We start from the raw sequence: 13,533 nt of genomic DNA, 5'->3' as shown, positions 1-13,533 counted from the left end.
TTTACTCTATATCTCTCAAAGTTTTTAAATCGTCTGGTAAAGGCGTATTAAATTCTCGGTATTCCTCAATGAAGGGATCATAAAATTTCATATGATAAGCATGCAACGCTTGTCTTTGTAATCCATGCCACGCTGGTCCACCATACAAAGTATCCCCTACCAAAGGGTGCCCTATATTGGCAAAATGAACACGAATTTGATGTGTTCGTCCTGTATGCAATTGCACCTTCACACGAGTCATATTTTGTTCATCATCTTCATAACGACGTTCTACCCAATATTCTGTGCGAGATGGTTTGCCATCATCACGGACTTCTCTTTTGATAAAATCACCATCCATGCGACCAATTGGTGCATTAATATCGCCATGATCATCCGCTAAAATTCCTGATGGATAAGCCAAATAAAATTTTTCAACCGTGTGGTCTTGTAATTGTTGATCCAAGACAGCATGGGCAAATCTATGCTTGGCTAATAAGACAATTCCTGATGTATCACGATCGAGGCGAGTAACAACATGAGGAACTAAATCATCAGCCTTAATTGTTTCGAGATGTCCTTTAACTTGATTGACCAAAGTATGCAAACGATCAGCATGTCCTGGAACCGTTGTTATACCGTATGGTTTATCAACAACTAGCCAATGTTCATTTTCAAATATAATGTCTAATGGTTTATAGTCCGGCACAACCAAGTCATTACTTTTTTCCGTAGGCATAACAATCGTAACGATGTCACCATTCTTCAAATAATCGGATGTATAAACTGGTTTTTCATTAACCAAGATTGCGCCGCCGTTATGCTTCATCTGGCTAAACATTCTATGTGAAACGCCATGGTTTTGCAAAAAAGTACGCACTTTACGCTGTTCATTACCACTATATTTCCAAGTAAATTTCATATTTAATCTTATTCAATAACTTAAATTATATACTACAATAATCGCATTATATAATATTTAGCTTGTACCGCCTTGGAACAAACTATTACTAAATTTCCTCTCAAATTTATGTATAAAAAATCCTGTCCCTCAAGACAGTAATTAGCTGTTTAATTTATTCAATTTCACTGATAAAGGCATTCTGTACACGTCGCCAAAAATCCACATGCCGATATTGAGCAAAATGGACCCTTTTTTCAGAGACCTTAAAGCGTAGTTCAGTAATATTGTGCCCTTTAATCTCTTCTTGGTCATACATAACCAAAAAATGATTGCTTTTTGGTTTCATCACAATTTCTTGATCTTGTGGCACAATTAGCGGTGAACCTAAGGTTCGAAATACTCGGTTATTAATTGAGGCTATTTCAGACATTTGAATTGCTGGCAAGCTCGGATGTAGCACTGCACCACCATTAGCCTTATTATAAGCTGTTGATCCAGTTGGCGTTGCAACAGCAATACCATCTCCACGAAAACGCTCAAAGGCCTGGCCACCTAAATATATGTCGGCAACTAAAGTGCCAATAGGTTGCTTTATAACCGCTTCATTAAGCGCTAAAAATTTGTAAGATTCACCACTAGTTCTCACAACAGTCAGCTCGAGTAGTGGGTAACTAACTTTTTGGCCGTTATCATGGATTAAACTATCAACAAACTGGTCAAGCTCCGTGCTTAACCAATCCGTATAAAACCCCAAATGACCTGTATGAAGGCCAACAAAACGCACGCTTTCTGTTTGATCAACATACTTTTGAAAAGCGCCCAAAAGCGTGCCATCCCCACCAACGGAAACGACAATATCCGGATTTCTATCATCAATATCGACATTATTTTTCTTCATTGCCAGTATTAATTTTTTGGCAATAATCACGCTATGTTCAGCATGATTATTGAAAATTGCGATTTTCATTCTATTGCTCTTATCTCACTAAGTTCTTGATCTAAAGCAAAAGTTGATTCGGATAGTTTAGTCAGTCGATTTGCTAAATCTTCGTTCAACTCCCCATGCTTATAACGTAAATCATGTTCCACAGTAGCCCAAAAATTCATCGCCATTGTCCGCACCTGAATCTCTGCCAATACTTTTAGTTCTCCAGTATACATCTGGACTGGATATTCAATCACAAGATGATACGAACGATAACCCGAAGGTTTAGCATTACTGACATAATCACGCTCTTCTAAAATTTGAAAATCCGTCCTTTGACGCAACAAATCGACCACAGTATAAATGTCTTCAACATACTTTGTCATAATACGAACACCGGCAATATCTTGCAAATCAAGAGCCAACCGATTCTCATCTAAATGTCGACGAACTATCTTTTCTTCAATTGAGGCTTGAGACTTTACACGACCAGTTACAAATTCAATTGATGAATCTTCACCAGATTTTTCGTATTGCTGACGCAAACCACGTAATTTTACTTTAAGCTCTGAGACGGTTTGAATATATGGTATAAAAAAATGATCCCAATCCATACTGTCATCCTTTATTATATTTTTTTAATTACTACTATTCTATTTTAACATATTTATGAGCGTATCATTTGTCAAGTACACCCTTGACGACTATACTAATATTTTGTATATTGAATAAGTTAATAACTCAGGAGAACAATCATGCTATCTATATATCATTTCGATACGCCACTGTCCGATAATTGCTTAATTACAGAGCAATATCTACAAAAAATTAGTCAACAAATTCATCGTTCACATCATCTGTTTTTTGTGCCTTTAATCAATGAACCAATTTTGAAAATGATTAAAGATGATAATTCATCATGTGCTGATGAACCAACAGACAAAGCCAGCTTAGTCTATCGACTCACTCTCGATTTCAAAGCTGCTCAAATTGAAGGTAATAAAAAAGCGCGAGCATTACTCATTAACCTACAAGAGGCGCTAACGGTTGGTCATCAGAAATACTCACGTAATTTAGTAATCAATATTGCTAAAAAAGTGGGCATCAACATCACAGACTTTCTGTATAACCGTAATTCAAAAGAAACGATGCAGGCCATATTAGAAGATCAACAACTAGCTCACGGTATGATGCCAAAGGTTCAGGCTACGGTAGCGATTGATGATGCAGTCGATTTAAAAACACAAATCTTAACTGATTTCTCTGTTAACGATTTGCTACCTGCATTTTTACCCCATATATCAGATGATGATGCATCAGAAAAAAACGCAGAAGCATCAGTTAATTTAGCATAAATGATTACAAATAAAAAAACTGCTACGAGATAGCAGTTTTTTATTTGTAATCATATTAAGCAGTTATTCGAGCTAGACTCGCCGCACCAATCACACCAGCATCGTTACCTAACTCCGCTAACTTTACACGTGTAGAGTGACGAACTGTTGGGAAAGCAAACTTGGTCCAATGTTCTTCAACACGTGCACGCAAGAACTCGCCAGCAGCAGCAACACCACCACCGATAACAACGGCTGATGGATTCAAGATATTAGACATAGTAGCTGTGGCATAACCCAAATAGTAAGCCACTTTGTCAACAACTTTATTTGCCAAAAAGTCGCCCTGTTTTGCTAAATCAAAGACAATTTTTGATGTGACTTCTTCTCCATTGTCGATCATCTTCTTTAATTTTGAACTACCTACATATTCTTCAGCAATATTTTGTGCCAAATGAACAACACCAGTAGCTGAAGCATATTGTTCTAAGCAGCCACGATTACCGCATGTGCACAAGTATCCATCAGGTTCAACAATCATGTGACCGACTTCTCCGCCGGCCCCAACTGTACCGTGGATTAGCTGACCATTGGCTAACAATCCACCACCGACACCGGTACCTAAGGTAATGAATGAAACTTCATCATCATTATTACCAGCACCCTTCCATGCTTCGCCAAGAGCAGCAGAGTTAGCATCGTTATCAATTGTCAAAGTAAATCCAGTTCCTGCCTCAATATCTGCTTTGACAGGTTGTTCTGTTTTCCAATTTAAGTTAAAGGCGCCTGTGACTGTACCTGTTTCACGGTTAACAGTTCCCGGTGTACCCATACCAATACCAATGATGCGTTCTTTATCCAATTGGTATAAGTCTAAATGATGATTAATGGATTCAACGATATCTGGAACAATGTGTGCACCATCATCCAAAATGTTTGTTTTAATTGACCACTTTTGTTGAATTTCACCTTGATCAGTCAAAATTGCAAACTTGATAGTTGTACCACCAAGATCAACGCCAATAAGTTTATCTTTTGCCATGATTATTAAAGTGCAAAGCGTATTTCTAAAGACAAATTAACTGCCTTATATGATGATTAATCAGCGCAATGCATGTTTCCTCCATAAAATTTATTACTTACATATTTTAACAGAAAGTGCTTACATAGTGCAAGCGTTTTCATCATTTTCATTAAATGTTTTCAATCACTTGGATTTTCGACTTCCATTGTGTGTTCATGTGATAAAATTAACTTAATCGTTGCATAATCTTTTGCATTTAAAATGTCAGTTTTGTAGAGATTATCTACTTCTAGTGCTGCTAATTCGATATCCCACAGACGCTTACCAACGTGAATATACACACCGAATTCTTTTAAATATTGTAATACATCATAAAATGTTTTCATATTCTTAAACCTGCCCAAAAAGTTAAAATAATCAGCAATATTGTTATAGCGCCCATGATTAAGCGCACTCGAATAGCGTATTTCCCACTGCGCCCATAGAAACCAAACATTACCGCAAACATCATCCCACCGATTAAGCCACCGATGTGTCCCCATATATCAATATCCGTTGATGAAAATCCTGTGACTAAATTCAAAATGACAAAGAGCCCCAACATTGTTCCCATCGACTTAACTTGCGGATCTTCTTTAAAACGAATGGCATACAAAATCAATCCACCAAACATGGCAAAAAGTGCTGTAGATGCACCTACAGAAACACTCGACGGCGCCAATAAATATGAAAAAATATTACCAATAATGCCACCAAAAAAATATAGTCCAAAGAATTTTGCGCTACCAAATGCTCGTTCAACAAGTGGTCCAATAAACCATAAAGTGATCATATTAGTGACAATGTGTAAAAAACCAGCATGGAGAAAAACCGGCGTTAACAATCGCCAGTATTCATGTTTTAACTGAATATATGGTCCCCATTTTGCACCCATATTAATTAAGAATTCACTATTCTCCGTCGTTCCGCGGCTTAATACAAGCTCAATTAGGAATACAAAAGTAGTTACCAAAAATATAATTGTCGTTATCGGTGCTGTTTGATATTGTTCTTTTAATGCCTTCATAACCTTTATTTTAACAGATTATGATTTTTTATGTTTTGTTGTGTGATAAATGAATTAACTTATTCGTATGCATCAGAAAAAGCATTCGACAAATCGAATGCTTTTTCTCAACGACGATCTTTTAACCGCTGTTGCATCAAATATTGATATCGTGTATACCAAACGTCAACATATCCTTGTGAGAATGGTCCAGAACCTTCGTTTATCCAATCAACCAAAATTTTGACATGAGCTTTCAAAATTTTATCGATTTCTGGCGGATAATGCCACTTTTTACTATGAGCCGCATATTCATCTGCATCCAGTAAATGTTTGACGCCATCAGGAAAAACTTTAATATCTAAATCGTAGTCAATATATTTTAGCGCCTCTTTGTCGAGTACATACGGAGAAGCTAAATTACAATAATACGATACACCATTATCGCGAATCATCGCAATAATGTTAAACCAATATTTCTTATGGAAATAAACAATAGCAGGTTCTCGGGTAACCCATCGTCTACCATCATCTTCCGTTACCAAAGTGTGATCGTTTAGGCCAATGATAGAATTTTCACTGGTCTTTAGTACCATGGTATCGCGCCAAGTTCGATGCAACGAGCCATCATGCTTATAGCTTTTGATCGTGATGAAGTCACCTTCTCGTGGTCCACGACTGGGTCTATCAACGTTCATAACGCTACCTACTCTTCTAACACCGAATTCCTATTTAATTGTACCACATTTCAATCATCTGCAGATACTTCTAACTCATGAATTACCACATTAATTAATTCGGCATTATAACCTTTCGTATACAAACTATTTTTAGTTTTATATATCCTTTGACTTGGTACTTCGTTACGGTAGCGTCGCCAGCTTTTTTCCGCTTGACGCTTGATATTTTCTAACTCAATTTCATCGTCATTTTCTGTAATCACCCTATCAACAACAATCTCTGCAATATCAAAAGAGAATCCTTTTGTGGCTAAAGCTTGTACAATTTTTGTTTCTTAGCACGAGTTGATTCTCTTTTGTATGTGGTAGCAGATTTTAAAGCAAGTTTCTCTGCAATTTCAATTTGCTCCTCGTGAGTATAATCAGATAATGCTGTTTCGATATCATCATCATTAACACCTGCCTGCTTCAAATCCATCTTGATAACATTGGGTCCCTTAGGACTAATAATTTTTTTTGTTAAAACATAGTGTTGCGCATAATTTAAATCATCGATATATTTTTGTTCATATAATTGTGCAACAACTTCATCCTGAATACTTTCAGATACCTCTTTTTCACTCATTTTCTGTTTCACTTGTTTGACTGTGTGCAATGAGTGGCTAAGGAAGTTAAGAGCAATGCTTAACGCCTTGGCAATGGAATCATTATGCTTAATTTCTGCAATTAATTCGTCATCTAATTCTCGCCCTTTCGCCAAACCAAATTTAATGAGAACACTTTCCGCCACACCAAAAGCGAATTGATTATCTAGATCAATATTATAGCGACCCGCTTTTTTTTGAATTGAAATTTTAGTTATCTTTTTCATAACTCTATTGTACGATAAATATTGCTATTCACATGTATTTTAAAATAAAAAATGATGCTAATACTGACATTAACATCACAATTTTTAAATTAAATAATTTGGTCTAATCCGATGACAACACCGTCTATATTTTTCACAGCTTCTATAGCGCGAATTACACCTGGTACAAAGGCTGATCGACTTGTTGTACTTTGGGTCAGCGTTAATTGCTCATCCACACCACCAAAATAAACGCTTTGCTGTGCGATATAGCCAGGTAACCGTACAGCATGAACTGGCACACGATCAATCTGTTCGCCGCGAGCTGGCGCTAATTTTGTTGATGTAGGTTCCGCAATGCGGGCTTTTGCAATCAATCTTGCTGTTTGCTTAGCCGTTCCAGATGGTGCATCCACCTTTTTAGGGTTGTGCGCTTCAATAATTTCTGCATCAGGAAAATATTTGGCCGCTAACTGTGAGAATTGCATTAACAAAACCGCTGATAAACTAAAGTTAGGTACAATTAAAACGCCTTTTGATGACTGTTCACGCAGTATTGCTACTTGTTCATCAGACAAACCAGTGGCACCAATCACTAGCGGCATGTTGTGCTCGATTGCGTACATTGCATTGTCAAATACAGTTGCTGGGGTACTGACATCCAGCCAAATATCTGCTGCCACATTAATATCTGATAAGGAGGTCCATACAGGTACCTTACTCTCATGTTGATGACCACTCACAATACCAACAATTTCATATTCTTCATTCAAGTTATCTTGAATAGCTTGGCCTAATTTACCAAAACCACCAGCTAAAATTATTTTTGTCATTATTTCTCCAATAATTCATTCAAATGTAATTTTTCTGCGTCACTTAAAGGAATAAGAGGCAGACGTACAGCTTCACGTACGAATCCTTTTTCGGCTAATTTCGTCTTAACTGGAGTTGGGGAAGGGTAAGCAAATAGGGCATTCATTCGTGGGGTTAGGTAACGTTGCAAACGCCCAGCTTCGCGCCAATTACCTGCATTCATAGCAGAAAACAATTCAGACATTTCGTCACCATAAAGATGTGAAGCTACCGAAATTGTTCCAGCACCGCCGACGGTGTAAGCCGAAAGAGTCATTGCATCTTCACCAGTATAGACTGCAAATCCAGTGGTCCCTTCTACCTCTGCTTCAACAAATTCAGTTGATGTTGTTTCCTTAATTGCATTAATATTAGGATGTTGAGCTAATTCAATCACACTATCAACCGTGAGACCGACCACCGTACGTCCAGGAATGTTATATAACATAACAGGCTTTTCGGATGCATCAGCGATAGCTTTAAAATGTGCAATCATACCAGCTTGACTTGGCTTATTATAATACGGTGTTACTGCCAAGATGCCGTTAATATGCTCGATTTTGCTTAAAGCTTTGGCTGCTTCTACGGATTCCTTTGTATTATTGGAACCTGCATTAGCAATTAAAAGTGCACGATTACCAACCTGTTTTGCAATAAACCGTGTCAACTCTACTTTCTCTTCAAAAGACAGTGTTGGAGATTCACCTGTTGTTCCTGCAATCACAAATCCTTGCGAACCATGATTTAACAGGTGTTCAATTAATTTCTCTAATGACTCATAATCAATCTCATCGTTTACTGTAAAAGGCGTAATAATTGCCGTAATTAAATTAATTCCTTCGTACATGCTTATTCTCCTTGTGACATTCGCCACTCAATAAAATCTTTCAAAGCATTAAATCCTGGCAACAAAGCTGCTTCATCGATGTTTAACTTGGCACTGTGCAGTGAATGATTGTCATTAACACCCAGCCAAAGCATGACACCAGGAATATGTTGCAATATGTAACCAAAATCCTCACCTGTCATCGCAGGTTTTGCTTCTTCAAAAGCAATGTCTTGACGCTGTTCCATGAAACTCAGCAAATTGTTAGCTAAGTCAGGATTGTTTTCAACAGGCAAATAACTTCCTGTTTCAAGGCGAACATTAATCTTGACATCATTTGCCAACGCCACACCTTCAACGATTTGGCGAATTCGTGTTGTCATTTTATCCAAGCCATCTTTGGTCATGCTACGAACTGTTCCGGCAAGATGCACCGTGTCTGGAATAACATTATTTGTAAAGCCGCCGCTAATCATTCCAAGACTCACTACACCACCTTCTATCGGATCAACGTCACGCGATACAACAGTTTGTAACAACATAATTAATTCAGCCGAAATGACAATTGGATCCTTACCTAAGTGGGGATAGGCCGCATGACCACCTTGCCCATGGATGTCAATTTCGAGCTCGGCCGTTCCAGCAAATAAAGTGCCCGCTAAGGTACTCAAAGTTCCAGCAGGTAAATTAGGCTGATCATGAATGCCGTAAAATTCATCAGGATGCCACTCACCTTCAAAGATTCCTAAATCAACCGCTAATTTGCCACCACTTTTTGACTCTTCAGCCGGTTGGAAAAAGACAATTAAATTGTCTTTAGGTTGATGCTCACTAAAATACTGAACTAATCCCAAAGCTAAAGACATGTGAACATCATGACCACATGCATGCATAACACCTTTATGTGTTGATTCAAATGGCAATCCAGTATCTTCTGTAACTGGTAGCGCGTCAATATCAGCACGATATCCTACCGTCCGGCTTGGGTCAGTCCCAGAAAATTTCACAAGCAATGCCGTAGGTAATTCTTCTACTTGACGTATTGTCATAAAATTAGTTTGCCAAGATTGAATCTTTTCTAACAAATAACGATGCGTTTTAAATTCCGCTAAAGCAAGTTCTGGAATTTTATGTAAGTCACGCCGATAGGTTTTCAAATCTTCTTCACTAACTGGCATTATAAGCCTCGCAATGCGTCAATTAACGCAGTCTTTTGTTGCGTCTTCGAATCAATCTCCTTAATGACTTTTGCAGGAACACCCGCAACTACTGTATTGGCTGGTACATCCTTTGTGACAATCGCTCCAGCCGCAACTACTGCGCCGTCACCGACCTGTACGCCTTCAATAACGACGGCATTAGCGCCAACTAGCACGTTATTTCCGATGCGAACAGGTTGGGCAGATGCTGGTTCAATGACACCAGCTAATACCGCGCCAGCACCAATATGAGAATTTTCACCAACAATGGCACGGCCGCCAAGTACAGCACCCATATCAATCATTGTGTTAGCACCAATCTCTGCACCAATATTAATCACTGCGCCCAACATAATCACCGCATTGTCACCAATTTCAACTTGATCGCGAATAATGGCACCTGGTTCAATGCGAGCATTAATTTCTTTTTATCAAGCAAAGGGACGGCAGAGTTACGTGAATCATTTTCAATAAATACATCTTCTGATGGTAGATTCTTAATTAACAATTCAATTTCAGACCAGTCGCCAATTAATTGTCCAAATGACTCATCTCCAAATTGTTGCACAGTATCTGGCACTTCAGTTGCCAATGTACCTTTATATGTAACTTTTACTGGGGTAATTTTTTTTGCATTTGCAATGAAATTAATTAATTTTTGTGCTTCGTTTTCAGCCATGTTATTTATCTCCTAGAGTATAATCCTGATCTAAACTGATCATGTGTTCAAAAGTTTCACGTTCAACAACGACTTGATGTTGACCATTTTCCACGAAGACAACGGCCGGTCGTGGATTTCGGTTATAATTTGAAGCCATTGCATACCCGTACGCACCTGTTGCAAGCACAGATAAAATGTCACCAGGTTTTGTCGCCGGTAATTCTTCCTGCCAAACCAATACGTCACCTGACTCACAATATTTACCAGCAATCCGCACAATTTCTTCACTTTTAGCATTTGGTTGATTGGCTAAAACCGCTTCGTAATTTGCTTGATAAAGTGCTGGACGAATATTATCTCCCATACCACCATCTACAGCCAAGTAATTTCTAATTCCTGGAATATCCTTACGCGACCCAACTGTATATAGGGTTTGTCCGGCTGGTCCGACAATCGAACGACCAGGTTCAATCCATATTTCTGGCATTGCCCAATCGTACTGTGTAGCCTTTTCTTTCAAAACACGGATAATAGCATCCGCAAACTCACTTTCTGGCAAAGGTTGATCCTCATCAGTATAACGAATACCAAATCCACCGCCAGGATTAATGACTTCTGGTTGCCATCCCCATGAGTAAGCAGTATCTGCTAATAGTGCTGCATTTTTCTCAAATCCAGTCACATCAAATATTTGAGATCCAATATGCGCATGTAAGCCACGCAAATGAAGATGGTTATCTTTTATTGCAATATCATAGGCCTGCTTCGCTTGACCTGTTTGTAAATCAAAGCCAAATTTACTATCTTGTTGACCAGTACTAATAAATTCATGAGTATGAGCTGAAATTCCTGGTGAAATACGTAGTAAAATATCTTGAATAACATTTTTTTCCGCCGTAATTTCTGACAGTAGCTGTAACTCAAGAAAATTATCAACAATAATTGTTCCCACACCATTTTCAACGGCCATCACAAGTTCATCATAACTCTTATTATTACCATTAAAACTAAGATGCTGAGTTGGAAAATCAGCTTTAATTGCTGTGTATAATTCCCCACCAGACACGACATCAGCGTGAATATTTTCTTGAGCTGCCACCTGATAAATTGCTTTAGTAGCAAAAGCTTTACCAGCATAACTCACTACATATGGGACATTTTCTTGTTCAAAGATACGCTTAAACGCTCTCATTGTCTTACGAATAAGTGTTACATCGTAAACTGCTAACGGCGTGCCATATGTCTTTGCCAGTTCGATTGTATCAACACCATCAACTGTCAGATGTTGCTTTTCATTTATTGGATACGTCATCATTTCCCCTTGAATTACACAAAAAAACCCTTTGATAGGTTCGCAAAACGGACTTATCAAAGGGCATTGTTAGCATTTTTGACAGTTTCCATAGCTCACCGCATCTCTGCGACAGTCTAATAGCTCTTAACTATTAGCCCAATCAAGGTCATTTGTAGACACCCTTGATTTCGGCGATATCCCTAAGCTTACTATCAATTGCTACAGCAACTCCGGTAAGTGTATTGTCAATCGCGACCTCTATGTGAAATAATTTTTATTCTGTCATTATTATGACTGAATCATTATTGAATGTCAAGGTTTTTTCGTCTAATTCTTTGCTAGCAATCATGTGATTTTAAAAAGACGTTAATAATTTGTTCATCCGCGGTGCATAAATATCACCAAAGCGTGTAAAGTGCATTAGTATATAATAAAACTCATACCATTTTTCACGTTTTTGCCAGCCATCATCCAATGGCCATTCTTGCATATATTGATTATAAAATGACGGACTAAAGCCGGCAAACACTCTTGAAATCGTCAAATCATATTCCCGATCACCGTAGAACACGTTAGGATCAATAAATACAGGTTTACCTTGATCGTTAAACATAAAGTTTCCTGCCCAGAAATCACCATGCAGTAGTGATGGTTGAACTGTTTGCGCGTGATTATCATTTAATATTGTTTCACGTAAATTACTATAGTGATCACCACGTTGGGTTAGCCAAAAATTATTTTTTTGCGCTTGTGCCATTAGCGGATCCAAGCGCTGTTTCACAAAGAATTCAGCCCAAGAAGATTGCCAAGTATTATTTTTAGGCACAAAATCTACTAAGTTATCACTATCAAATCCAAACTTTGGCGCTGTAGCTTGGTGCATTTTAACTAGCGACTTTGCTAATTCTTGTTGTGACCCATTTCCTTGATTAATCCACGTCAAGACTAAGTAGGCGTGCCCTTGTAACTGTCCCTGTGCTAAAACGGCCGGCACGGTCACCTCTTCCCCAAAGCCTTCAAGCCAGCAACTTCATGATCAAAAAAACTTGCTTGAGCATTTTGTTGAATCTTTAAAAAATAGCGCTGGTTATTCGAATAGATTGAAAACGCCTCGTTAATGTCGCCACCACGTACCTTTTCTAAGTCGTGTGGTTTTTCAAGTCCCAAACGAGTAACAAAATCGTTGCCTAAGTCCATATTATCCTCCAAAATTTATTATCGGAACAAAAAAACACAATTTCCATTACGAAAACTGTGTTTTTGGCAAAATAATACCCTTATTATCGACAAATTTATTCAATTGTCTCACAGGTATTATCATCTGATTGTAGTGTATCATAATATTATACAGACGTCACTACTTTGTGTACTTCTCTACTGTTAGCTGATGACTGGTAAATTGGCTGCAATTAAATCGTTAGTTACATCCACAAATTTTTCATCGTTCAAACGCAACAAACGCCAATCGTATTCCCTATCATTATCAAATTCATCAATATATGGTTCAAACTCACCTTCAGTTTGTAAAATCAGATAGCCTGCAAAAGCATCCGAAAATTCACTTTCAGTGCTAATAACACGTACTAATTGATTATTAGAAAAAAATCCGATGGCTAACTGATCATTGTTCCACTGACCTTCAAAGGCCCACTTTAAAGTAATCCAATCTGAAAGTGTTATTCCTAGGTTCAATAGATAGTCCACAGATAAACGAATGTGGATTGGATGCTTGCTGGATTGAGAGTCGATTCCTTGAGCATCCAATTGAGAAGAGAAGATGCCACTTAATGCCTCAAAATCACTCACACTGGGTACTTTTTCTTCATTTTGCCATGCTTCAACAGTTTCAACTTCAACATCTAGTGCATCAGCAATCTCTATTGTTGAAATTTTAGTTAATTCTTGTAGTTTTTTTAAGTTATTCATAGTTATAATTATACAGAAAAACCGCCATGAATGG

At 38.0% G+C, this 13,533-nt stretch carries 13 protein-coding genes, 3 pseudogenes and 1 riboswitch; of the genes and pseudogenes, 1 reads left to right on the top strand and 15 read right to left on the bottom strand.

Features of this window, described 5'->3' with window-relative positions; all coding sequences use genetic code 11:
• Position 1 precedes the first annotated feature (1 nt).
• From HFP47_RS02030 to HFP47_RS02020, 3 genes are all read right to left on the bottom strand, one after another.
• Positions 2-901 carry an RluA family pseudouridine synthase gene (locus HFP47_RS02030; RefSeq protein WP_011679478.1) on the bottom strand — a complete coding sequence of 300 codons (900 nt, stop codon included), beginning with the start codon at positions 899-901 and terminating at the stop codon, positions 2-4.
• A 154-nt stretch (positions 902-1,055) separates the two neighbouring features.
• Entirely contained in the window at positions 1,056-1,850 is a 795-nt protein-coding gene (locus tag HFP47_RS02025; protein WP_011679477.1) for an NAD kinase, read from the bottom strand.
• Entirely contained in the window at positions 1,847-2,422 is a 576-nt protein-coding gene (locus tag HFP47_RS02020; RefSeq protein ID WP_004164333.1) for a GTP pyrophosphokinase family protein, read from the bottom strand. The genes HFP47_RS02025 and HFP47_RS02020 overlap by 4 nt, the downstream gene beginning before the upstream one ends.
• A 141-nt stretch (positions 2,423-2,563) precedes the next feature.
• On the opposite strand from HFP47_RS02020, the gene HFP47_RS02015 reads away from it, so the two are divergent.
• Positions 2,564-3,163, top strand: coding sequence for a DsbA family protein (locus tag HFP47_RS02015; protein WP_010293329.1), 600 nt, complete (start codon positions 2,564-2,566; stop codon positions 3,161-3,163).
• A gap of 55 nt (positions 3,164-3,218) precedes the next feature.
• On the opposite strand, the gene HFP47_RS02010 is transcribed toward HFP47_RS02015, so the two are convergent.
• From HFP47_RS02010 to HFP47_RS01955, 12 genes and pseudogenes are all read right to left on the bottom strand, one after another.
• A complete protein-coding gene (locus HFP47_RS02010; protein WP_004164341.1) occupies positions 3,219-4,184 on the bottom strand; it encodes an ROK family glucokinase in 966 nt (321 codons plus the stop codon).
• Between the two features lie 161 nt (positions 4,185-4,345).
• Complete coding sequence (locus HFP47_RS02005; protein ID WP_011679476.1) at positions 4,346-4,552, bottom strand: YqgQ family protein; 207 nt, start codon at positions 4,550-4,552, stop codon at positions 4,346-4,348.
• The gene (locus tag HFP47_RS02000; RefSeq protein WP_004164345.1) at positions 4,549-5,232 is read right to left on the bottom strand and encodes a rhomboid family intramembrane serine protease; all 684 of its coding nucleotides are present in this window, start codon (positions 5,230-5,232) and stop codon (positions 4,549-4,551) included. The genes HFP47_RS02005 and HFP47_RS02000 overlap by 4 nt, the downstream gene beginning before the upstream one ends.
• 107 nt (positions 5,233-5,339) lie before the next feature.
• A complete protein-coding gene (locus tag HFP47_RS01995; RefSeq protein WP_004164346.1) occupies positions 5,340-5,909 on the bottom strand; it encodes a DUF402 domain-containing protein in 570 nt (189 codons plus the stop codon).
• A 50-nt stretch (positions 5,910-5,959) separates the two neighbouring features.
• Positions 5,960-6,762, bottom strand: a pseudogene (gene recX / locus HFP47_RS01990) (recombination regulator RecX).
• Between the two features lie 89 nt (positions 6,763-6,851).
• On the bottom strand, positions 6,852-7,574 hold the full coding sequence (gene dapB / locus HFP47_RS01985; protein ID WP_011679473.1) for a 4-hydroxy-tetrahydrodipicolinate reductase: 723 nt from the start codon (positions 7,572-7,574) through the stop codon (positions 6,852-6,854).
• Positions 7,574-8,440 (bottom strand): 4-hydroxy-tetrahydrodipicolinate synthase, encoded by an 867-nt coding sequence (gene dapA / locus HFP47_RS01980; RefSeq protein WP_048592875.1) that lies wholly within the window; start codon positions 8,438-8,440, stop codon positions 7,574-7,576. The genes dapB and dapA overlap by 1 nt, the downstream gene beginning before the upstream one ends.
• Before the next feature lie 2 nt (positions 8,441-8,442).
• The gene (locus HFP47_RS01975; RefSeq protein ID WP_179875958.1) at positions 8,443-9,597 is read right to left on the bottom strand and encodes an N-acetyldiaminopimelate deacetylase; all 1,155 of its coding nucleotides are present in this window, start codon (positions 9,595-9,597) and stop codon (positions 8,443-8,445) included.
• Positions 9,597-10,297: pseudogene (dapD, locus tag HFP47_RS01970) on the bottom strand (2,3,4,5-tetrahydropyridine-2,6-dicarboxylate N-acetyltransferase). The gene HFP47_RS01975 and the pseudogene dapD overlap by 1 nt, the downstream one beginning before the upstream one ends.
• A gap of 1 nt (position 10,298) precedes the next feature.
• On the bottom strand, positions 10,299-11,591 hold the full coding sequence (gene lysA / locus HFP47_RS01965) for a diaminopimelate decarboxylase (protein ID WP_179875957.1): 1,293 nt from the start codon (positions 11,589-11,591) through the stop codon (positions 10,299-10,301).
• A gap of 83 nt (positions 11,592-11,674) precedes the next feature.
• Positions 11,675-11,842: riboswitch (Lysine riboswitch) on the bottom strand.
• Between the two features lie 86 nt (positions 11,843-11,928).
• Positions 11,929-12,770: pseudogene (locus HFP47_RS01960) on the bottom strand (fructosamine kinase family protein).
• A 183-nt stretch (positions 12,771-12,953) separates the two neighbouring features.
• A complete protein-coding gene (locus HFP47_RS01955; protein ID WP_011679468.1) occupies positions 12,954-13,499 on the bottom strand; it encodes a hypothetical protein in 546 nt (181 codons plus the stop codon).
• Between the last annotated feature and the right edge of the window lie 34 nt (positions 13,500-13,533).

It is taken from the genome of Leuconostoc sp. DB-1 (assembly GCF_013414845.1).
Lineage (GTDB): Bacteria > Bacillota > Bacilli > Lactobacillales > Lactobacillaceae > Leuconostoc > Leuconostoc mesenteroides.
The sequence above is the reverse complement of the archived record's forward strand: the minus strand, read 5'-3'. Positions and strand labels throughout refer to the sequence as shown.